This window comes from Bacillus sp. URHA0034, assembly GCF_056280405.1.
Genome location: NZ_JBWCDK010000002.1, coordinates 3,911,844 through 3,934,086 on the forward strand (window position 1 = coordinate 3,911,844; position 22,243 = coordinate 3,934,086).

The 22,243-nt window shown below is 41.3% G+C and carries 25 protein-coding genes; 22 read left to right on the forward strand and 3 right to left on the reverse strand.

The window, feature by feature from the left end; genetic code table 11:
• The first annotated feature begins 53 nt into the window (after window positions 1–53).
• From ACZ9EE_RS20815 to kapD, 7 genes are all read left to right on the forward strand, one after another.
• Complete coding sequence (locus ACZ9EE_RS20815) at window positions 54–191, forward strand: YuiA family protein (RefSeq protein WP_476030134.1); 138 nt, start codon at window positions 54–56, stop codon at window positions 189–191.
• 193 nt (window positions 192–384) lie between these two features.
• On the forward strand, window positions 385–708 hold the full coding sequence (locus ACZ9EE_RS20820; RefSeq protein WP_476030136.1) for a YuiB family protein: 324 nt from the start codon (window positions 385–387) through the stop codon (window positions 706–708).
• A gap of 115 nt (window positions 709–823) precedes the next feature.
• Window positions 824–1,435 carry a 3D domain-containing protein gene (locus ACZ9EE_RS20825; protein ID WP_476030138.1) on the forward strand — a complete coding sequence of 204 codons (612 nt, stop codon included), beginning with the start codon at window positions 824–826 and terminating at the stop codon, window positions 1,433–1,435.
• Between the two features lie 118 nt (window positions 1,436–1,553).
• Window positions 1,554–3,062, forward strand: coding sequence for a leucyl aminopeptidase (locus ACZ9EE_RS20830; protein ID WP_476030140.1), 1,509 nt, complete (start codon window positions 1,554–1,556; stop codon window positions 3,060–3,062).
• A gap of 1,057 nt (window positions 3,063–4,119) precedes the next feature.
• The gene (locus tag ACZ9EE_RS20835; protein WP_476030142.1) at window positions 4,120–4,380 is read left to right on the forward strand and encodes a hypothetical protein; all 261 of its coding nucleotides are present in this window, start codon (window positions 4,120–4,122) and stop codon (window positions 4,378–4,380) included.
• A 123-nt stretch (window positions 4,381–4,503) separates the two neighbouring features.
• The gene (locus tag ACZ9EE_RS20840) at window positions 4,504–4,887 is read left to right on the forward strand and encodes a hotdog fold thioesterase (protein ID WP_476030143.1); all 384 of its coding nucleotides are present in this window, start codon (window positions 4,504–4,506) and stop codon (window positions 4,885–4,887) included.
• A 185-nt stretch (window positions 4,888–5,072) separates the two neighbouring features.
• Complete coding sequence (gene kapD, locus ACZ9EE_RS20845; protein ID WP_476030145.1) at window positions 5,073–5,696, forward strand: 3'-5' exonuclease KapD; 624 nt, start codon at window positions 5,073–5,075, stop codon at window positions 5,694–5,696.
• A 65-nt stretch (window positions 5,697–5,761) separates the two neighbouring features.
• On the opposite strand, the gene kapB is transcribed toward kapD, so the two are convergent.
• Entirely contained in the window at window positions 5,762–6,142 is a 381-nt protein-coding gene (kapB, locus tag ACZ9EE_RS20850) for a kinase-associated lipoprotein KapB (protein ID WP_476030147.1), read from the reverse strand.
• A gap of 109 nt (window positions 6,143–6,251) precedes the next feature.
• On the opposite strand from kapB, the gene ACZ9EE_RS20855 reads away from it, so the two are divergent.
• From ACZ9EE_RS20855 to ACZ9EE_RS20880, 6 genes are all read left to right on the forward strand, one after another.
• Window positions 6,252–7,001, forward strand: a complete 750-nt coding sequence (locus tag ACZ9EE_RS20855) for a peptidylprolyl isomerase (protein WP_476030149.1) — start codon at window positions 6,252–6,254, stop codon at window positions 6,999–7,001.
• Window positions 7,002–7,101: 100 nt separating this feature from the next.
• Entirely contained in the window at window positions 7,102–7,311 is a 210-nt protein-coding gene (locus ACZ9EE_RS20860) for a hypothetical protein (protein WP_476030151.1), read from the forward strand.
• Between the two features lie 105 nt (window positions 7,312–7,416).
• Entirely contained in the window at window positions 7,417–7,968 is a 552-nt protein-coding gene (locus tag ACZ9EE_RS20865) for a superoxide dismutase family protein (RefSeq protein ID WP_476030153.1), read from the forward strand.
• Window positions 7,969–8,082: 114 nt separating this feature from the next.
• The gene (locus ACZ9EE_RS20870) at window positions 8,083–8,685 is read left to right on the forward strand and encodes a hypothetical protein (protein WP_476030155.1); all 603 of its coding nucleotides are present in this window, start codon (window positions 8,083–8,085) and stop codon (window positions 8,683–8,685) included.
• 131 nt (window positions 8,686–8,816) lie between these two features.
• Complete coding sequence (locus ACZ9EE_RS20875) at window positions 8,817–10,001, forward strand: alanyl-tRNA editing protein (RefSeq protein ID WP_476030157.1); 1,185 nt, start codon at window positions 8,817–8,819, stop codon at window positions 9,999–10,001.
• A gap of 50 nt (window positions 10,002–10,051) precedes the next feature.
• Complete coding sequence (locus ACZ9EE_RS20880) at window positions 10,052–10,315, forward strand: DUF1871 family protein (RefSeq protein ID WP_476030158.1); 264 nt, start codon at window positions 10,052–10,054, stop codon at window positions 10,313–10,315.
• A 192-nt stretch (window positions 10,316–10,507) separates the two neighbouring features.
• Here the strand turns inward: ACZ9EE_RS20880 and ACZ9EE_RS20885 are convergent, their stop codons facing one another.
• Window positions 10,508–10,723, reverse strand: a complete 216-nt coding sequence (locus tag ACZ9EE_RS20885) for a helix-turn-helix domain-containing protein (protein WP_476030160.1) — start codon at window positions 10,721–10,723, stop codon at window positions 10,508–10,510.
• A 221-nt stretch (window positions 10,724–10,944) separates the two neighbouring features.
• Between ACZ9EE_RS20885 and yugI the strand changes: the two genes are divergently transcribed.
• From yugI to ACZ9EE_RS20915, 6 genes are all read left to right on the forward strand, one after another.
• Complete coding sequence (gene yugI, locus ACZ9EE_RS20890; RefSeq protein WP_476030162.1) at window positions 10,945–11,346, forward strand: S1 domain-containing post-transcriptional regulator GSP13; 402 nt, start codon at window positions 10,945–10,947, stop codon at window positions 11,344–11,346.
• Between the two features lie 188 nt (window positions 11,347–11,534).
• The gene (locus tag ACZ9EE_RS20895; RefSeq protein WP_476030164.1) at window positions 11,535–12,734 is read left to right on the forward strand and encodes an ornithine--oxo-acid transaminase; all 1,200 of its coding nucleotides are present in this window, start codon (window positions 11,535–11,537) and stop codon (window positions 12,732–12,734) included.
• A gap of 26 nt (window positions 12,735–12,760) precedes the next feature.
• Window positions 12,761–14,032 (forward strand): Glu/Leu/Phe/Val family dehydrogenase, encoded by a 1,272-nt coding sequence (locus ACZ9EE_RS20900; protein ID WP_476030166.1) that lies wholly within the window; start codon window positions 12,761–12,763, stop codon window positions 14,030–14,032.
• Window positions 14,033–14,409: 377 nt separating this feature from the next.
• Window positions 14,410–15,573, forward strand: a complete 1,164-nt coding sequence (locus ACZ9EE_RS20905; RefSeq protein ID WP_476030168.1) for an iron-containing alcohol dehydrogenase — start codon at window positions 14,410–14,412, stop codon at window positions 15,571–15,573.
• Window positions 15,574–15,684: 111 nt separating this feature from the next.
• Window positions 15,685–17,031, forward strand: coding sequence for a glucose-6-phosphate isomerase (locus ACZ9EE_RS20910; RefSeq protein WP_476030170.1), 1,347 nt, complete (start codon window positions 15,685–15,687; stop codon window positions 17,029–17,031).
• Between the two features lie 88 nt (window positions 17,032–17,119).
• Complete coding sequence (locus ACZ9EE_RS20915) at window positions 17,120–17,530, forward strand: YugN-like family protein (RefSeq protein ID WP_476030172.1); 411 nt, start codon at window positions 17,120–17,122, stop codon at window positions 17,528–17,530.
• Here the strand turns inward: ACZ9EE_RS20915 and ACZ9EE_RS20920 are convergent, their stop codons facing one another.
• A complete protein-coding gene (locus tag ACZ9EE_RS20920) occupies window positions 17,531–18,517 on the reverse strand; it encodes a potassium channel family protein (RefSeq protein ID WP_476030175.1) in 987 nt (328 codons plus the stop codon).
• Window positions 18,518–18,700: 183 nt separating this feature from the next.
• On the opposite strand from ACZ9EE_RS20920, the gene ACZ9EE_RS20925 reads away from it, so the two are divergent.
• From ACZ9EE_RS20925 to ACZ9EE_RS20935, 3 genes are all read left to right on the forward strand, one after another.
• Window positions 18,701–20,377 (forward strand): DUF6044 family protein, encoded by a 1,677-nt coding sequence (locus ACZ9EE_RS20925; RefSeq protein WP_476030177.1) that lies wholly within the window; start codon window positions 18,701–18,703, stop codon window positions 20,375–20,377.
• An 18-nt stretch (window positions 20,378–20,395) separates the two neighbouring features.
• Window positions 20,396–21,436 carry a glycosyltransferase family 2 protein gene (locus tag ACZ9EE_RS20930; RefSeq protein WP_476030179.1) on the forward strand — a complete coding sequence of 347 codons (1,041 nt, stop codon included), beginning with the start codon at window positions 20,396–20,398 and terminating at the stop codon, window positions 21,434–21,436.
• A 130-nt stretch (window positions 21,437–21,566) separates the two neighbouring features.
• On the forward strand, window positions 21,567–22,193 hold the full coding sequence (locus ACZ9EE_RS20935; protein WP_476030181.1) for a LysE family transporter: 627 nt from the start codon (window positions 21,567–21,569) through the stop codon (window positions 22,191–22,193).
• The last annotated feature ends 50 nt before the right edge of the window (window positions 22,194–22,243 follow it).

Here is a 22,243-nt window from a genome sequence, read left to right on the forward strand (position 1 = left end):
AATCCTTGATATATTATCAGAAAATTAAGTTAATATTAAGGAGGCAGAAAGAAATGACAGTAAAGACGATTGATTCCACAAAAACTTGTGATTTTTGTGATGGTAACGGGTATTTTCAATTAGTTCTAGGCGGTTCGGAAACATGCCCTAACTGTGAGGGGACTGGGAAAAAAGAGATTGCTGATAAATAAAAGAGGTAGCTTCTTTATTGTAAGAGGCTATTTTTTTATTAGAATATAAAAAATTAAACTTTGATTTTGCGTAATCGGGAAAAGTGAAATTAACAAAGTAAAATTTCGCCCTTTGGAACTTGTACGTTTATTCTTGACTCCCCTTTTGACATTAAGTACACTTATGGTTGATGAATAAAGGGGGGAATGTCGGGTGCAGATGAGCATTGTAGTCCTAATCATTTCTATCGTGCTATTTTTTGTATTATTTTTTGGAATCGGTTTTATTCTGAATATGCTCCTAAGAATGTCATGGGTAATGGCAATAGTTTACCCGATTGTAGCCATTTTTATTGTAGATAAGGTGGGATTTTCGGAGTATTTTACAAATAGTAAATACGCCTTTCAAGATCTTTGGTCAAGAATAAGCACGTTAGCAACCGCAGATATTCTCATTTTAATTAGCGGTCTAGCAGGCGCGATTGCCGCTGGTTTTACGATAAAGCTATTACGGAAAAATGGATATCAAATGTTTTAAGACTTTTACGATTGCGTAAAGGTCTTTTTTACTTTTTTGTTACTATTTTTCAGCCTCTATTTGTATATTTCCCTGTGCATTGGGAATGAATATTTTTGGAGGAGTGAAAAATTCAATGGATAAACTGAAAAATTGGACGAAACGATTTGCGATGATTTGCCTATTTATAATGGCATTAGCTGCAACCTTTCAGTCCATTACTGGCGTAAGTGCAAAATCGTTCATCAAGCCCTTTGCGTCGGCGCTTTCGTTTACTAAACCAGTTTCTGGAGCATCAACTCCGTTGCTTGAAGACGCTTTTGATTGGTCCAAATACCCAAAATTTGCAGTGACAGCTACTGGATATACAGCAGGATATGAATCTACTGGGAAAAGCCAGGGTCATCCTGAATATGGAATTACCTACTCAGGTGTAAAAGTGAAACGTGACTTATTTTCAACCGTTGCCGCTGATTTAAACGTTTTTCCAATCGGAACCATTCTATTTATCCCTGGCTATGGATATGGAGTTGTGGCCGATAAGGGAGGCGCGATAAAGGGAAATGAGTTAGACCTTTATTATAAAACGGTGGAGGATGTCTATAAGCAATGGGGTAAAAAGCAGGTGGAGGTCTATGTCGTTCAAAAAGGAAATGGCCATCTAACGGAAGAGGAATTGCAAACATTAAATAATGATAAAACACTCCAGGTATTCCGCCAGCAGTATACAAGCTCTGAAAAAAGATAACTCTAATATGAAAAGGCAGGCCATGTGCCTGCTTTTTATGTTTGAAAAAATGTTTAGATTATCGAAGTAAATGATTTTTTTCGATATAATGTAGTAGTATATTACGGAGGTGAAAAACATGTTTCATGTAAAAAAAGAGTTAGATTTATCCGAGATCAACGAGGGCTTAGTTGTCGGTTTATTTGAAAAACCTGAAAAATTTACTGGGGTATTAGCTGGTTTAGATGAAAAGTTTGATGGGCAGCTAACAGAACTAGTAAAGGCGGGGGATCTTTCTGCTAAGCTAAAAAACATAACTAAAGTACATAGTTTTGGGAAAATTGCTGCAAAACGAATCTATTTTGTGGGTCTAGGGAAAGAAAAGGATTTATCCTTTGATAAGCTTCGAGAAGCTTTTGGAAGGCTGTTTAAGCAGTTAAAGCTAAATAAGCAGGAGGAAACAGCTGTTTATTTAGATACGTTTGTGACAGAAGAACTGGATAGTTTGGATGCAGCTCATGCGTTGGGTGAAGCGGTGGCGCTTGCGACGTATCAATTTGATGGGTATAAACAAAAATCCAATGAGCCGGAGAAAAGACTTGAGAATGTTACCGTGTATGGAGCTGGCGCTGAGGAAGAGGATGTACAAGCATCTTTAACGGTTGGTTATGCGTTTGGAAAGGGAACCAACTCCGCCCGCACGCTTGTTAATACTCCAGGTAATTTACTTACGGCTACTGATTTGGCCAATTATGCTGCAGAACTGGCAGCTAAATACGACTTTGAAGTCGAAATTCTCGAAAAAGCAGAGATTGAGAAGTTAGGAATGGGGGCGTTCCTTGCCGTTAATAAAGGGTCTGTAGAGCCTCCTAAAATGATTGTCTTAAAATATCAAGGAAAAGAGGATTGGACCGATGTTATTGGTCTGGTTGGAAAAGGGATTACCTTCGATACAGGCGGTTATTCGATTAAAACGAAGGCTGGAATTGTTGGGATGAAAACCGATATGGGAGGAGCTGCTGCAGTTCTTGGTGCCATGGAAATTATCGGTGAAATTAGACCAGAGCAAAACGTTGTCGCGGTTATTCCTTCCACCGATAATATGATCTCGGGTGGAGCCTTTAAACCAGATGATGTTATTACCTCTATGAATGGTAAAACAATCGAGGTCTTAAACACAGATGCAGAAGGGCGTCTTGTTTTAGCCGATGCGGTTACATATGCTAAACACCATGGGGCTAATTATTTAGTCGATGTGGCTACCTTAACAGGCGGGGTCATTACTGCACTTGGTTTGCATACTACCGGAGCAATGACCAATCATGATGGTTTGTATGAACAAGTGTTAGAGGCTTCTGTTGAGGCAGGAGAGCAAATGTGGCTCTTGCCGTTGTTTGAGACGGAAAAAGAACGTGTGCGCAATAGTAAAGTTGCCGATTTAAATAATTCTCCTGGTAGTGAGGGACACGCCCTTGTAGCGGGTGCGTTTATTGGTGAATTTACGGAAGGTACGCCATGGGTCCATTTAGATATTGCCGGAACAGCCACTTCATCTAAGGATTATGACCTTGGTCCAGCCGGGGCAACCGGTGTCATGGCTCGTACCCTTGCATTGTTTGTGGAACGCTTTGAGCCAATTGAAAAATAGAAGGTGAAGCTGCCGAGGAAGATCCGGCAGCTTTTATAGTGTGGAAAGAAACTTATGAGGATAGGAATTTCCCCGCCATGGTAAAAAGGATACCGAACCGGTCAAAATAAAAAGGAATTGTGCTCGCTATGGTAAAAAGGAAATCGAGCCGGTCAAAATAAAAAGGAATTGTGCCCGCTATGGTAAAAAGGAAGCCGAGCCGGTTAAAATAAAAAGAATTGTACCCACTATGCGTAAAAGGAAAGCCGAACCGGTCAAAATAAAAAGGAATTGTACCCGCAATGGTAAAAAAGGAAGCCGAGCCGGTCAAAATAAAAAGGAATTGTACCCACTCTGCGTAAAAAGAAAGCCGAACCGGTCAAAATAAAAAGGAATTGTACCCGCAATGGTAAAAAGGAAGCCGAGCCGGTCAAAATAAAAAGGAATTGTACCCGCCAAGGTAAAAAAGAAGCCGAACCGGTCAAAATAAAAAGGAATTAGGATAAGAACGAATGAATCTGCCCGCATAAGTGTGCCACGGAACAAAACGAAGAGGTTCCCAAAGAGTTACCTCATTAAGATGAAGGCTAAAGTGCAGCCTTCTCGCCGGCCCGTCTGTAGCTTTATGCCCCTGGCCAAGGCGCCTCCGCTTTCGGTTTTCCTTTATCTCAGTCAAAGCGCTCCAGGCCATACGCCGCTAAACGGGCGCTTCCGCTTTTCTTTGAGAATTGTCTAGCTCCAGCGCACAGCGGCTAGTGTCCTTCGCTCTTTTCCCTACGATAAGTCAACATCGAATCGCTAACGCTCTTCGTGTTGTCTAGCTCCGGCGCCTAGGGGCTCGGGGTCATAAGCCAATCCGTCAAGAAGGCTAAAGTGCAGCCTTCTCGCCGGCTTGTCTTATGCCTGTCGCCCCTGGTCAAGGCGCCTCCGCTTTCCGGATTTCCTTTATCTCAGTCAAAGCGCTCCAGGCCATACGCCGCTAAACGGGCGCTTCCGCTTTTCTAATTGCCCACTCCAAACCCAGTGTTTTCGCATATGAAATAGTGTAGGCAAGTATAGAAAAAGGAGGTAATAAGATATGTACCCATATCAAAGCCCGTACCCAGTACAGGATCAACGATTTATCGGTCTTGGCTGGCCATTAGCGATCGGTGGACTTAGCTTTTTAGGAGGCTTACTTGGTGGAGGATTAGGAGCATCTTTTGGGGCTCGGCCATTCTATGGTGGTTATGGATTTGGCGGATACCCTGGATTCGGCGGATACCCTGGATTTGGTGGTCCAGGATTTGGTGGTCCAGGATTTGGGGGTCCTGGATTCGGATACCCTGGTTTTTATTAAACTCACATTAAAAACAGCTCTTGCAGCTGTTTTTTTCTTTTCTTCATTTCAAAAGTTAAAGGAATATGAACAAAAGTGAAGAATAGGTTAATATGTAATCAGAATATGGACCGGAGGGGTAAGATGATTAAGGATACACTAATTGAAGCGCTCGGGATTGAAATTACGCAAATTGAACCAGGGAAAGTTGTAGCAGTCATGCCAGTTGATCACCGTACAAAACAGCCATTTGGATTGCTTCATGGAGGAGCATCCGTGGCCTTAGCAGAGACAGTTGCAAGCCTTGGAGCCTATGAACTGGTTGATAAAGAAACAGAAGCAGTTGCCGGATTGGAGATCAATGCTAATCATGTCCGCCCGAAAACAGACGGAATTGTTACGGCAGTGGGCACCATCTTGCATCAGGGGAAAACAACCATGGTCTGGGATATTAAAATCACAGATGAACAAGACCGTCTCATCTGTGTATCTAGATGTACGATGGCCGTTATTAAACTTAGAAAATAATTTGTCTTTCCAGAGAATGGTTTTTCCATTCTTTTTTGTATTGATTTGTACAAAAATTTAAAAAACTCTGATGTGATTCATGTTATAATGAAAAATATAAAAAAATAGAAAAAAAGCACAATTTTTTGTACAGGTATCTTTATATAATGGTAGTAAGATGGAAATAGCAAAAGGTGGTGAATGAATTGAGAACCAAGAAACAATATTTATTTATTGATTTTGAGTTTACAATGCCAGAGAGAAATGTTCGTATGAGGGATTTTTTCGCGGAAATTATTGAAGTTGGAATTGTTGCCGTGACAGATGACCAAGTTACCGAACAATTTTCTTCCTATGTAACTCCGTTAAAATTTCCGAGATTATCCGAACGCTGCAAATCATTCTTACATATTACGCAGCAACAGGTTGATAGGGGATTAACCATTTACGAGCTGATTAAGAAATTGGCGGAATTCAATAAGGATAATGTTGACACAACCATCGTTACCTGGGGAAACATGGATATGAAGGTACTGCGGCAAAATTGCTTGATGGCGGGAGTTGCTTTCCCGTTTAATGGAGCGGAATTAGATTTATCAATGGAATATAAACGCTTCTTTGGCGACCAAAACCAAACAGGTCTTTGGAAAGCTGTTCAGGAATATGGGAAAGAAGGGACAGGCAAACATCACCGGGCATTAGATGATGCCTTGACTACCTATAACATATTCAAACTAGTCGAAAAGGATAAACGCTATTTGGAAAAACCAAAACCAACCACCATTGGTGACAGAATTGATTTTTCAAAGCTATTAAATGAATTCGCATAAAAGGCCAAATCATTCAAACTGATTTGGCCTTTATTATTTGCGTGACCAGAGCGCTTGCGCCTTTCTTACAACTTATAATCCTTTTGTAATGATTCTAAGGCACGAAGACTCATGTCCGCCCATTCTGAATGGGCTTCTGCCAATTCATTTCTCATCTTTTCTATAGCTTCTTTTAAAGACACTTGGTAATCAGGAATCTCGCCCTCAAACAGTTTCACCATTTGTTTAGGAATATTCGTCTGCTCCCTGTAGCTAAGAGCTTTTCGCTCATGAAACATGTGGACGTCCGCATCCTTTGGATGGTGGAGGTCACCTTGCATTGGATGTTTCACCACTGCCAACACCCGGACTAAGTAATGCTGTGGGCGTATTTCTGTGATTTCGCCGATATACTTCCCCGTTTTATAAATCCCTGTAACTACATTGCCAACTTGTAATTCTGTCACATTAACCACCCCTTATGTATAAAAATTTCTTGATTCCACTACTTCATTATGACTAAATTAAAAACATAGTGCAAAAAGTTTAAAGTGACAAAATGGAGGGATGATAAAAATGAGCAAGAAATGGCCATTTATATTGATTTTTATAACGATTGTTCTTATGTTGGCTGCATGTGGGACAAGCCAGAAGAAAGAGGATGAAGCTACGACAATCAAAAAGACTGCATCGCCAAAAACAGAACAAAAGGAAGGAGCAAAACAAGTGACAGATACAATTTTTCCGCAGCTTTCAACAGAGGTAGCTGAAAATGAAAAACTAGTTGAAATGGAAACGTCAATGGGTACGATTAAAATTAAACTATTTCCAAAGTATGCACCAAAGGCTGTCGAAAACTTTGTTAAGCACAGTCAGGAGGGGTACTATGATGGATTGATTTTTCACCGGGTAATTAAGGACTTTATGATCCAAGGCGGCGACCCAGAGGGGAACGGAACCGGTGGTGAAAGTATTTGGGGCAATCCGTTTGAGGACGAATTCTCTAATAATCTTTTCAATCTTCGCGGTGCCTTATCGATGGCAAATGCCGGAGCCAATACGAATGGGAGTCAGTTTTTTATTGTTCAAAAAACATCATTGGACCCTTCTATGAAAGGGGAAATGGATAAGGCTGGCTATCCCAAGGAAATTATCGATGCCTATGATAAAAATGGCGGTACACCATGGTTAGATCACCGTCATACCGTTTTTGGCCAAGTAATTGAGGGAATGGACATTGTTGATAAAATTGCAGATACAAAAGTAGATGCAAAGGATAAACCAGAACAAGATGTCGTGATCAAAGAAATTAAGGTATTAAAATAACCAAATAAATGAAGACAGGTTCAATATTGGTACAGATTCTTTTTTGTTGCTATAATAAAGTGAACTTGCTTAGCGGCCTTAAAAGAAAGGGAGAAGATAAATGTTTCTGCCATCTGTATTAGGATTATTTTTGTATTTTCCTGAAGACAAAAGAGAATACATTCCTGCTGCGATCACGTGTGTTATTTTTTTAATTGGTGCATTAATAACCATGCGTATCATTATCAAAATTTCCAACCGGGAAGCGCTAAAAACAAAAGATTTAGAAGAACAAATAAACAAGAATCAAACGACACAAAGGAACAGTTAATCGTACTGTTTCTTTTTTTTAAGCTTTTATCTTTCACGCTTCTAGCATAACTTAAGGAACGAATGCCAATACTAATCCCAAAATGTCCAAACTGGGGAGGAACATATGAAGAAAAGCTGGATATTTATCCCGCTTCTCCTGCTTTCAGGCTGTATGGAAAAGGAAGTTAAGCAGTTAGATGTAAAAATGTATAATCCATCAGGAGATTCACTAGGAACGATCACACTTGCAGAGCAGTCCAGCGGTGTGAAAATGACTGTTGATCTAACAGGACTTCCCACAGGAGAACATGCCATACATATACACGAAACCGGAAAGTGTGAAGCCCCTGATTTCAAATCGGCGGGTAACCATTTCAATCCTGAAAATAAAGAGCACGGTCTTCTACATCCAAAAGGGGCTCATGCAGGGGACCTGCCAAATTTAATTGTCGAGGATGACGGGTCTGTCAAAGCTGATTTAATGGCGCCTAATGTTACCTTGGAAAATGGAAATAAATCACTTTTTACTAAAGAAGGTACTTCCATTGTGGTTCATGAAGGAAAAGATGATGGGATGACCCAGCCAGCAGGAGATTCGGGGAACAGAATTGCCTGCGGTGAAATTTCTAAAGATAAACAGACAGGACAAAAAAAGGCACAGGACGAAAAGAAATAGGCTACAAGCTATCCCGAGCAAGAAGTTATTTTTTTATATTCTCATAGGTATCTATCTAAGCTTATCCAAAAAGTGGTACATACACTAGTAGGGAGAATGCAAGGAGGCGATCTTATGGAAAAAAGACAATTTGGCGGATTTTCAGGACAAATGGGCTATCCGCAGATGGGAGGCTACCCGCAGATGGGAGGCTATCCGCAGATGGGAGGCTATCCGCAAATGGGAGGTCATTCGCAAATGGGAGGCTATCCGCAGATGGGAGGCTATCCGCAAATGGGAGGTCATTCGCAAATGGGAGGCTATCCGCAGATGGGAGGCTATCCGCAAATGGGAGGTCATTCGCAAATGGGAGGCTATCCGCAGATGGGAGGCTATCCGCAAATGGGAGGTCATTCGCAAATGGGAGGCTATCCGCAGATGGGAGGCTATCCGCAGATGGGGGGCTATCCGCAAATGGGAGGTCATTCGCAAATGGGAGGCTATCCGCAAATGGGAGGCCATTCGCAAATGGGGGGCCATTCGCAAATGGGGGGCCATTCGCAAATGGGTGGACACTCGCAAATGGGTGGTCATTCGCAAATGGGTGGACACTCGCAAATGGGTGGGCACCCGCAAATGATGGGCGGTCAACAGCAAATGGGCTTTCCTCAAGGAATGGGCGGATCTATGCAGGGGCACACATCAACTTCTTTCGGCCAGCGGAAAAAGAATAAATAAACATTAACAAATAGCGAAAGAAGATCCTGTTCTTTAGAGATAAGGGACGGCTCTTCTTTTTTGCTTGCTTTCATTTAAGTATTTATAGACAATGAATACATCATTTAAAATCGTTACGGGGTGTTTTTCTAATGCAAGCTAAACTATATTATCAAGACGCGTACATACAAACCTTTTCCGCACGTATTCTCAAGCAGGATATCGATGAAACGGGCAAACATTATGCAGTCCTCAACCAGACGGCCTTTTATCCAACCGGAGGCGGGCAGCCACATGATGTCGGTCTAATCGCAGACAGTCCCGTTGATAATGTTGAAGAAGTGAACGGTGAAATTCGGCACTATCTTAAGGCGCCAATACAGCTATCAGAATCTGATGTGAGCTGTACCATTGATTGGGAAAGAAGATTCGATCATATGCAGCAGCATGCAGGACAACATATCTTGTCGGCGGCTTTTGACCATTTATTTGGCTATAAAACGGTAGGCTTTCATATGGGACCTGAAAACCTAACCATAGACTTAGAAACGGAAGTATTGACAAAGGAGGAAGCAAGAAAAGCGGAAGAGCTTGCCAACCAAATAATCTTAGAGAATCGGCCCATTGAAATAAAATGGGTAACAGAGGAAGAGTTGTCCCAGTATGATTTAAGGAAAGAAACAAAGGTAAAAGAAGATATACGGCTTGTGATTATCCCGGACTTTGACTATAATGGCTGCGGCGGAACACACCCAAAATCTACCGGTGAGGTAAGTGCCGTTAAGATTTTAGATTGGGAAAAACAACGAAAAAATACCCGGATTCAATTTTCCTGCGGTTTGCGTGTGATCCGAAAGCTTGGGGATAAACAAAACGTGTTACTGCAATTAACCAATCACTTGAATGCGCCAGAAAAAGACCTGGAGCAGGCAGTCATTCGTTTGTTAGAAAATCAGAAACAGCTGACCCAAGCACTTGAACAGGCAAAAGAATCCTTACTTCAATATGAAGCAAAGGAATTGGCAGGAAAGGGTCAGACAGTGATTACTAAGGTTTTTGAGAACAGGACGGTTCAAGAGCTACAGAAACTCGCCCGTTTAATTGTATCAGATCATGAAAACAGTCTGGTGTTTTTTGTTGCAACGAATGGGACTCGGTTGCAAGTGGTTTGTGCAAAAGGGAAAGCGAGAACCGAAAATATGAAAAAACTGATCGGTGAGATTTTACCGGTGATAGATGGTAAAGGCGGCGGGAATGATTCCTTTGCCCAAGGTGGCGGAGAGGCTGCCCTGCCTGGCGAGCAAATCCTAGATAAGCTAGTGACCTTGGTGAACTAATCCCGAATTATTTTGGTAGAATCGTTTGTATAACAGGATGGAGGAGAAATATGCGCGAAGAGGTAAAGATCAACCTGCAATATGTAGACGTCTTGAATCAATGGGATCCTTTTCACATAAAAAATGGCGATTATGATCCGGAAATTGCTGATACCATCCAAGCTGTTCATGAACTGGATGACCCGTTGAAGTTAGCAAAGCGAATCCAAGCTATTTATGAGTTTTCATTTGAAAAAATAATCTCGATAGATGAATGTCGTCGAATCGCTACAGATTTATTAGTGATTAAAGCAAATCAATCTTGCTCCTTGTAAGACACTTCTTGAAGGACGGAGCCTGAATAGAGGATAAAAAAAGAGGACAACCTGATGGATTGTCCTCTCAAAAAGGGGGGAATACTAGAAAGCTTATAATTAAAGTTTTTCCAGTTACCCCATTTTTATACAGTAAAAATGAATCAAAATAAAAAAACCGCAAAAATATACCTTTTTAAATATTTTATACCATTAAGGGTTCACAGAGGTGCTTTGCTGTAATAGTTCTGATGCAGGTATATCCAGAACAGTGGATAATTTTAAGATTGTCTGATTACTTGGAATTTGTTCCCCAGATTCATATTTTGCAATTGTCTGCGTTCCCACTCTTATCTTTTGAGCGAGTTCCTCTTGAGTCATATTAAGCATTTGACGGCCCATTTTAATCGTTTGCCCAATTGAATTCATACCGTTCACCTCATCTTAAAAAGATATTTTCTCCCTATTATTATATCATGGTAATCCTCCCCACTCCTTATACATTCATGAATTTTATGTTAAGTTGTTAAAATAGCAGCGCTGGATTCTGGCTAATTTGAAAAGGTTTTTTGATTAAAGTCATTGTTTATGGTATAATATTTTAATGCGTATATAGTGGAAAAATAAATTATTTATTTAGGAGTGTTTTCATGACAGAAAGAATTGAAGTTGGAAGTATTTTAACAGGTAAGGTAACCGGAATTCAACCATACGGAGCGTTTGTTGCATTAGATGAAAATACACAAGGTCTTGTTCATATTTCTGAAATCACACACGGTTATGTAAAGGATATCAATGAGCATCTAAAAGTTGGAGATGAAATTAAGGTTAAAGTCTTATCAATAGATGAAGCAGCAGGAAAAATCGGTCTTTCAATCCGTGCTACTGAAGAAGCACCTGTGCAACAGGCTGCTAAGCCGAAGAAACCGCGTAAACGTACTGCGGCAGCGATTATTCCTGAAGCTGAAGGACAACAAGGTTTTAATACCTTAAAAGATAAGCTTCAAGAGTGGATTGACCAATCTTCCCGTGAAGATCTAATTAAAAAGTAAGTAAAACATAAGCCTGGTTCAAAACTAATTTCTTTAGTTTGTACCAGGCTTGTTTTTTAGGGAAATATAGGAATGGACGCCGGCCACATTAAAAAAATAACTTTTAAAAAATGTTCATTCTTGATAAAACCTCGGCTACAATAGAAGTATCTATACATAAAAGTCAAAAATCAAATGGAGGAAATAACATGGATACTAAAAACAGCTCAAGTGAATTGATCGAGCAAACAGAGAAGTATGGTGCCCATAATTATCATCCACTGCCAATTGTGATTTCCCACGCTGAAGGGGTTTGGGTGGAAGACCCTGAGGGCGGCAAATACATGGATATGCTAAGTGCCTACTCTGCCCTTAATCAGGGCCACCGCCACCCTAAGATTATCCAAGCGTTAAAAGACCAAGCAGATAAGGTTACCTTAACTTCTCGTGCCTTTCATAACGACCAGCTGGGTCCATGGTATGAAAAAGTATGCCAATTGACGAACAAAGACATGGTACTGCCGATGAATACTGGTGCAGAGGCGGTTGAAACGGCTGTTAAGGCAGCAAGACGCTGGAGTTATGATGTCAAAGGATTAGCCGAAGACCAAGCTGAAATCATTGCTTGCGTTGGGAACTTTCATGGAAGAACGATGACGGCGGTCTCCCTATCGTCTGATGCTGAATATAAGCGCGGTTTTGGCCCCATACTGCCTGGTATCAAGTTAATCCCATATGGAGATTTAGAGGCGCTCAAAGCAGCCATTACTCCCAATACGGCCGCTTTTTTAATTGAGCCAATCCAGGGGGAGGCTGGAATCATCATTCCGCCTGAAGGCTTTATGAAGGCGGCATTTGATGTTTGTAAAGAAAACAATGTCCTTTTCATTGCGGATGAAATCCAAGCCGGCTTAGCACGCACTGGTAAAATGTTTGCCTGTGAGTGGGAGGGGATTGAACCGGATATGTATATCCTCGGTAAAGCCCTGGGCGGAGGCGTTTTTCCGATCTCTTGTGTGGTTGCCGATAAAGAAATCTTAGGGGTATTCAATCCGGGCTCACACGGATCGACCTTTGGGGGAAATCCAATGGCCTGCGCTGTTTCGATAGCGGCACTTGATGTTCTTGTAGATGAAAAGCTTGCCGAAAAATCATTGGAGCTTGGCGAGTACTTTATCAATAAATTGAAAGCCATCCACAATCCAAAGATAAAGGAAGTGCGCGGCCGAGGTTTATTTATTGGGGTTGAATTGACAGAATCAGCCCGGAAGTATTGTGAACAACTAAAAGAATTTGGTTTATTATGCAAAGAAACCCATGAAACAGTCATTCGTTTTGCGCCGCCGCTGGTCATCACAAAAGAAGAATTAGACTGGGCTATTGAACGGATTAACAAAGTACTGGGATAATCACGAAAATAACTAGGGGTGCCAACATGGTGACGATTGATGAGGATACAGTGGCTGCAGATCATTTAAATCTTCTTACATCAACAAAAATAGTAATACATGATGCCTTAAAAAAGCTCGGATATCAAGAGGATATGTTTCATCTTTTAGAGGAACCATTGAAATCAGTCACCGTCCGAATTCCCGTCCGAATGGATGACGGTTCCACGAAGGTCTTTAAAGGCTTCCGGGCCCAGCATAGTGATGCGGTCGGACCAACGATGGGAGGAATCCGCTTCCATCCAAAAGTAACAGAGGATGAAGTAAAGGCCTTATCGATGTGGATGAGCATAAAATGCGGAATATGTGACCTGCCATTTGGCGGCGGCAAGGGCGGGATCATTTGTAATCCACGGACCATGTCTTTTGGAGAGTTGGAGCGGTTAAGCCGCGGGTATGTCCGGTCCATCAGCCAAATGGTCGGACCAACTAAGGATATTCCTTCCCCCGAACTCTATACGAATTCGCAAATTATTGCTTGGATGTTTGATGAATACAGCCGTCTTCGGCAAAACGACTCCCCTGGCTTTATCACAGGAAAACCTTTGGTGCTCGGCGGGTCTAGGGGCTCGGAAAAAGCTGGAGCAAAAGGGATAACCATTTGTATTGAGGAAGCAGCCAAGCGGCGTGGAATCCCGCTCAAAGGAGCGCGGGTTATTGTTCAGGGCTTTGGTAATGCTGGTGGGTATGTCTCCCAGTTCTTACATGACGCAGGTGCAATCATAATCGGTATATCCGATGTTTATGGTGCAATTTATGACCCAGATGGTTTAGATATCAATTATCTCCTCGATCGCCGCGATAGCTTTGGAACCATAACCACGCTCTTTGATCGTGTGATGCCAAACGAAGAGCTCCTTTTAAAGGATTGTGATATTTTAGTGCCGGCCGCCATTTCTAATCAAATAACGGCTGAAAATGCCTATAATATTAAAGCGAAAATAGTGGTAGAGGCAGCAAGCGGACCAACCACGCTGGAGGCGACAGCTATTCTTCGAGAGCGGGGTATTTTGCTTATTCCTGATGTCTTAGCAGGAGCCGGAAGTGTTACTGTCTCCTATATCGAATGGGTACAAAACAATCAAGGACTGTATTGGGATGAGGAAGAAATAGAAGAGAAATTGCGTGAAAAAATCATCCAAGCCTTCGATCGAATTTATGAACTTGCAGAAAGCCACCATATAAATATGCGCCTTGCTGCGTATATGGTGGGAATAAAAAAACACGCAGAAGCGTCCCTTTTTAGAGGCTGGGTCTAAATATTCCTTGTATCGTCCATCGATACAGGGAATTTTTTTTGTAAGCGAGGAAAAAATATAATTTTGTAATGGTCAAATGTCACCGTTTTAGTGTGTTTTTTAAGAATTCGAGAGTACGACAGATAAGACGGAGTCATAACCTTCGAAGGGAAAAGGAATCGGGCGCTACGACAGATAAGACCGAGTCATAACCTTCGAAGGGAAAAGGAATCGGCTGCTACGACAGATAAGACCGAGTCATAACCCCGAAAGGCCAAGTTGATCGAGAGCTACACAGATAAGAAATACTTTAAGCTCCCGGAAGGCCGCAAACCAGTTTTTTTGCAAAATCAATCATAATAACTAATAATAGTAAATGAAAAGGAAGGTGTTTATCTGTGGAGAACTTTACATTTTTAAATCCAACAAAATTAATTTTTGGAAAAGGCCAGCTTGATCAATTAAAAACAGAAATCCCTCAATATGGCAATAAAGTGTTACTTGTTTATGGTGGGGGCAGTATTAAGAAAAGCGGACTCTATAATCAAGTTACCGCCATTTTAGACGAAATCGGAGCTCAAGTTTTTGAACTATCAGGTGTGGAACCGAATCCGCGCATTTCAACCGCTAGAAAAGGTGTTGAAATCTGTAAACAAGAAGGGATTGAGTTTCTATTAGCAGTAGGTGGCGGCAGTGTCATTGACTGCACAAAGTTAATTGCTGCTGGTGCTAAATACGATGGAGATCCGTGGGACATCGTCGTTAGAAAGGCTACTGCACGTGAAGCTCTGCCATTTGGAACTGTTTTAACACTTGCAGCGACAGGTTCCGAGATGAATTCCGGCTCCGTTATTACCAATTGGGAAACCAATGAGAAATACGGCTGGGGAAGTGCTGTCACATTCCCGAAATTTTCAATCCTTGATCCAGTTAATACCTTTACCGTTCCTAGAAACCAAACCATTTATGGCATGGTCGATATGATGTCACATGTGTTTGAACATTACTTCCATCTTGAAGAAAATACACAGTTTCAGGACCGCATGTGTGAATCATTGCTCATTACCGTAATGGAAACAGCTCCAAAGCTACTGGCAGACCTTGAAAACTATGAACATCGTGCAACGATTCTGTATGCCGGCACCATGGCTTTGAACGGCATGGTAAACATGGGCTATCATGGTGATTGGGCAACCCACAATCTAGAACACGCAGTATCGGCGGTTTATGATATTCCTCATGGCGGCGGATTAGCAATTCTTTTCCCACACTGGATGGAGCATAATTTAAGTGTAAAACCAGAGCGTTTTAAACAGCTGGCGGTTCGAGTGTTTGGCGTAAATCCAGAAGGCAAGACTGCCGAGGAAGCAGGTCTGGAAGGTATTCGGAAGCTTCGTGAATTTTGGAACAGTATTGAAGCTCCTGCCCGCCTAGCGGATTATGATATTGATGATAGCAAGCTTGAGCTTATGGCTGATCGTGCGATGGTGAATGGCGAATTTGGTAACTTTAAAAAGTTAAACCGTGACGACGTACTAGCCATTTACCGGGCATCTTTATAAAAGTAGTAAATTGTCGAAAATGGGTGCGCTTTCACGAGCTGAGGTTTCTTGATAATTTCCTCAAGCTTAGGTAAAGTGATAACTGAAAATAAAATAATGGAGGATCACTACATGACACACGTTCGTTTTGATTACTCGAAGGCCCTCTCCTTTTTTGGAGAACATGAACTTACATATTTACGCGATGCGGTAAAAGTGGCCCATCATTCTCTTCACGAGGGTACTGGAGCAGGAAATGACTTTTTAGGCTGGATTGAATTGCCTACTAACTATGACAAGGAAGAATTCGCACGAATTCAGAAATCAGCTGAGAAGATTAAATCTGATTCAGACGTTCTGCTTGTAATTGGTATCGGTGGATCGTATCTTGGTGCACGGGCTGCGATTGACATGCTTTCGCACAGCTTTTACAACGCACTTCCAAAAGAAAAACGCAGCAATCCACAAATCATTTTTGTCGGAAACAGCATTAGCTCAACTTACATGCACGATGTGATCGACCTGCTTGATGGGAAAGACTTTTCAATTAACGTCATCTCAAAATCAGGAACGACTACAGAACCAGCAATCGCTTTCCGTATTTTCCGTAAGCTTCTTGAAGAGAAATACGGTGTCGAGGAAGCTCGTAAACGCATTTACGCGACTACTGACAAAGCAAGAGGAGCACTTAAAACTTTAGCAACAGAAGAAGGCTACGAGTCCTTTGTGATTCCGGATGATGTTGGCGGACGCTATTCTGTATTAACAGCTGTAGGTCTTTTACCAATTGCTGTATCTGGTGCAGATATTGACAAGATGATGGAAGGTGCACGTCAAGCACAAAATGATTTTGGCCAGTCTGAAATCGAAGAGAATCCAGCCTACCAATATGCAGCTGTGAGAAATGTCCTTTACAATAAAGGAAAAACGATTGAAATGCTCATTAACTATGAACCAGGCTTACAGTATTTTAATGAATGGTGGAAGCAATTGTTTGGTGAAAGTGAAGGGAAAGACCAAAAAGGTATTTACCCATCTTCAGCAAACTACTCAACTGACCTTCACTCATTAGGACAATATGTTCAAGAAGGACGACGTGATCTATTTGAAACCGTTGTGAAAGTAGACAAGCCTCGCCATGAGCTAACCATTGAAGCCTTTGAAAATGACTTAGATGGTCTTAACTATCTAGAAGGAAAAAGCATTGACTTTGTGAATAACAAAGCTTTTGAAGGAACAATGCTTGCCCATACAGATGGCGGTGTGCCGAACTTAATCGTTTCCATCCCTGAAATGAATGAGTATACATTTGGTTACCTTGTTTACTTCTTTGAAAAAGCTTGCGCGATGAGCGGCTACCTCCTTGGTGTGAATCCATTTGATCAACCGGGAGTAGAGGCTTACAAAGTCAATATGTTTGCCCTATTAGGCAAGCCAGGCTTTGAAGAAAAGAAAGCAGAACTTGAGAAACGCCTGTAAATAATTTTTCCAAGAGTGCTGATGCCATTTTGCATCAGCGCTCTTTTATTTGGGGAAACTAACCCTATTCAAAAGGGGGGAAGTTTTTATGCTAGAAATCCAATCCAAAGTAGAAGGAAAACAATTTGACCTCTATAAGCTCGAGCAAAAATTAAAACCAATCGGCTATACAATTGGCGGTAATTGGGATTATGACCATGGAGCATTCGACTATAAACTAAATGACGAAGAAGGTTATCAGTTTCTAAGGGTTCCATTTACGGCTGTCGATGGCGAACTGGATACAAGAGGTTGTACCGTCGAGATTGGCCGGCCATTTCTTCTGGCCCATCAATACGAATATGGAATTGATGAGCACGGTGATACTGGTAATTTTTCAGCTTCCTTAAATCAATTTCAAGCTCCGATTGATAAAGATGCAGATATTCCTACTCGATATGTCGATAGAGGAAAAAGATTAGTGGCTGAATTAGAAAATGCCCTCTTATCAAGCGAATAACTACTTAAATGTCAATAATTGGTCGTGTTCTTCAATTTCAAAAGAGTGCGGGGGATTAAGGATTGTGTCATCCCCCCTTTTTAATCCGATTAATAACAAGCCATCCTCCATCAGTTCAAGACCTATTTCCCTGAACCCTCTCCCAATATCGGCTCTTTTGACAGGATTAGTGAAGAGCCTGCTTTCCTGCAGCTGGTTAATAACATTTAATAATAGACCGTCCCCAGTTGAATGGAGACTATTTATCATGAAGACACTTGTTAACTTATTAGACTGGATCACCTCATCTGCTCCAGCACGCTTTGCATTCACTACTTGTTCAGCGGTCAAAATTTCTATGATACATTTTACTTCGGAGCATAGGCCCTTAATCGTCAGTAATGTTAAGATGCTGTTCATATCTGCTTGAAGTTCATCGTTCCCCCGGTCAGCCGTAATGAGTACCTTTTCCGCATTTTTAATATCACTTTTTACAATCGTATCATCCACATGGCCTTTTCCTTGGATAAAATGGACAAATCTTGATTTAACGGGATTTGCTTCGAGTGTTTCATCAATTAAGACGATCATTTGCTGTTTATTTGCACTAGTAAGCTTATGGATTAGTTCTTTTGACCGCTCATTCCAGCCGATGATAATCATATGTCCTGACCCTTTAAAAGCGATTTTTCCCTCAGAAAGGGCATCTTGTTTGGTAACAGCCGCAGCAGCTAGTGTCCCAAAATAAGAGGAGACAAAAGCCACTCCAAATAGGATTAATAGTAAGGCAGTTAATCTGCCAAAAAATGAATGTGGCACATAATCACCGTATCCAACAGTGGAGGCCGTGATAATCGCCCACCAAATCCCATCAAAGATTGTTGGAAAGGTGTCAGGCTCTAAAAAGTGTATGGAAATCCCGAATGATAGAAACACCAATAAAGCCATCATTAGGATACGGACTAGAAGCGGCAAGCGTAAAAAGCCTATATATACTCTGTTTGGCATAACTGGCACCTCGTTTCTGTACTAACTATTATGGTCAAAAGAAGGAAGTCTCATAATCTCTTGCCACTTAAGACACATGGATCACCCCTAAAAAATGGGGGATTTTTTGTTTTTTTGGAATAATTTTCAACCCATCAGTAAATTTTAAAATGGAAGAACTCTAGAATATAGGGGTGTAGAAGAGTGGTTATTGAAACGAAAAAGGAGCGCAGCTTAATCCTTTTCGCTTTAATTGTGATTGCGGTCTACCTCTCTCCGCTATTCATTTTGCAGGAAAATGCCCATATCCGGGTTCATGATAATCTGGACTCAAATTTAGCCTGGTATAAGGTATTAGCAAGAAGTGGAGAAATGTTTGGCAGTGTGAATGCAGTGATTCCGCAAATTATCAATGGACAATTATCGAGAAATGCTTTTGGTACCGAATATAGTGTGATTGTCTGGTTATATGCGCTTTTCCCAACCATGATTGCCTATGGGATTAGCCAAGCACTAACAAGGGTTGTTGCATTCTTTGGTATGTATTTATTGCTTCGAGATCATCTAATGCCAAGTAATAAATGGCTTGTTATAAAAGTTGGCAGTGCCCTTGCTTTTGCCTTAACTCCTTTTTGGCCGTCAGGGATGCTAAGCACATTAGGGATGCCGTTAGCCCTTTGGGCATTTCTCAATATCCGTAAGCACCAGGATACATGGAAGGACTATCTTGTGCTTACCTTAATTCCTTTGTATGCAAGCATTGTCTTAGGCTTTTTCTTTTTTCTAAGCGCGATGGGCATTTTCTGGCTATGGGATTGTTTGCGTGGAAAGGGATGGAACCTGCGCTTTTTATTTGCGATTAGTTATATGACTGGGATTTTTATGCTGGTGGAGTATCGGTTGATTTATTCGTTTATGTTCTCCTCTGAACCCAATAGCCGGGATGAATACTTCCATGCCCATCTTCCATTTTGGGGAGCTGTTAGGCTTTTTGTGAAAAACTACTTGCTAGGGCACACCCATGTAATGACCGTACATACGCTTGTTATTCTGCCAGCGACCTTTCTGGCGATGTACATCGTGGTTACCAAAAAACTTTGGGAGCAGGAAAAGCTTTATGTCTTTTTATTTGGATTGAATATCGTTCTGTCACTATGGTATGCCTTTTGGTTTTATGAGGGCTGGCTGCCTTTAACAAAAACCTTTCACTTTATGGATACCTTTAATTTTGCCCGCTACCACTTTTTAAGACCGATGGTGATTTATGCAAGCTTTGCCCTTGCCTTAAAAATTATTGCCGGACACGGGTTGGAAGGGGTGAAAATAGCTAAATTGCTGGTCATTTCCCAAATAGTTTTTTTAGGATTATTGAACGATGAAATTATTTACCGGGAAAAGCCAACCGTTAAGGAGTTTTTTGCAGAAGATTTATTTTCCGAGATAAAGGATTATATCGGCGAGACCCCGGAGGAATACCGCGTCGCCAGTATCGGCATCCATCCGGCTGTTTCTCAATTTAATGGTTTTTACACGATTGATACCTATAATAATTTTTATCCATTAAGTTATAAACATCAATTTAGGAAAATCATCGCGAAGGAATTAGATAAAAATAAAACGATTCAAAAATACTATGACAAGTGGGGCGGCCGCTGCTATCTTTTTACAGCACAGCTTGGGAAAAGATATATGATTAAAAAGGATTCAAAACGGCACTTAAAAAATCTTCAGCTGAACACGGAAGTCTTCAAACAAATGGGCGGCCGTTATATCTTCTCTGCGATTCCAATCGACAATGCCAAGCAGAACAAGCTTTTCCTTGAAAAGGTCTTCACTTCAAAAAATTCAGCTTGGAAGATTTATTTATACAAAACAATGTAAACAGCGGGGGTAGTATAAATGATAGAACCAGTCCTTACAATTGTTGTACCATGCTATAACGAACAAGAAGTTCTGCCAGAAACGATAAGGCAGCTCGAGGGACAGTTAAAAGAGTTAATCGCTGATGAACTCGTCTCAAAGCAAAGTAAAATCTTATTCGTTGATGACGGCAGTAAGGATCGCACATGGGAGCTAATTTATAAGGAAGGGCTGCGGAACGATTTTGTCCGCGGCCTAAAGTTATCACGAAATGTGGGCCATCAAAATGCCCTGCTGTCAGGGTTATTTACGGCAAAGGAGCACTCTGATTGTGTTATTTCGATTGATGCTGACCTCCAGGATGATATCCGCGTGATTCGTGAGTTTATCGTCAAGTTCCATCAGGGCTTTGAAATTGTTTATGGTGTCCGCAAGGGGCGTGAGACGGATACCCTATTTAAACGAAGCAGCGCACAGGGGTTTTATAAACTAATGAAAAAAATGGGAGTCGACCTTGTCTATAATCATGCCGATTTCCGGCTGTTAAGCAAACGTGCCGTGCAGGAACTCGAACGGTTCAATGAGGTTAATTTATTTTTAAGAGGGATTGTTCCGCTGTTAGGCTTTCGTTCCGATGTGGTTTATTATGACCGTTTAGAGCGACAGGCGGGGGAAACAAAATATCCTTTAAAGAAAATGATCGGCTTTGCCTTTGATGGCATTACGTCCTTTTCCATTTCGCCGATTCGTTTTGTCTTAATAACAGGATTTGTTTCGTTTTTCATGAGTTTGCTTTTCGGAGGGTATTTTTTGGCCCTTAAATTTTTTGGTACCACGCAAACCGGATGGACTTCCTTAATCACCTCCATTTGGTTAATCGGCGGTCTTCAGTTGATTGCAATCGGCTTAATTGGTGAATATGTCGGGAAAATTTATAAGGAGACCAAGCATAGGCCTAAATATATTGTGGAAATTGATTCCTATTCTTTACCAAAGCCTAGGCATCACCTTTTGAATCAGACTGGGGAAGAGGGAGGATTTAGTTTCGACTTTAGAAAGGTTTCAGAAACGAATCAGTGAATTTTACACAGAGGTTCCCAGCTTTATTGGGGGAAGCTCTTTTTTTCTTTTTTTAGTTGTACAACCCTCCCCTCCTGAATAAACATGGATAGACAGGCATCTATCCATTGCTTTGGGGGGAGAGGTATTAATGAATGTATTTTTAAGTTATATACTTTTGGGATTATCGCTGGCCGCTCCAATTGGGCCTATTAATGCGGCCCAAATTGATCGTGGAATTAGAAATGGCTTTATGCACTCGTGGCTGATTGGGGTTGGAGCCGTTTTAGCAGATGGGATCTATATGCTTGTAGTTTATGTAGGAGTGGTTCAATTCCTAGAAACCGCTTTTATGCAAACCTTCCTGTGGTTCTTTGGCTGCTTTGTGCTAATGTATACAGGAATTGAAACATTTATGAATGCCGGAAAAATCAATTTGCAGAATGCCAGAGGTCAAGAGCCGCTTTATAAATCCTTTTTTTCAGGTTTCTTAATGTCTATTTCCAATCCCTTAACAATCCTCTTCTGGTTGGGGATTTATGGATCGGTCCTTGCTAAAACAGCGGCCACCTATGATACCAGCCAATTAATTCTTTATAGCAGTGCCATTTTTATCGGTCTTTTAACCTGGGATATCATGATGGCAGGGGTAGCAAGCAGCGCTCGCAAGTTCTTAACCTCCCACTTACTGGTGGGTATATCTTGTCTATCAGGACTTTCCTTGGTTGGGTTTGGCATTTATTTTGGTATGCAAGCGTTTCATAATATGTTTGGATAATGAAAAAAGTCAGCTCTGGAATAGCTGACTTTTTTGATTTTAAAAGATAA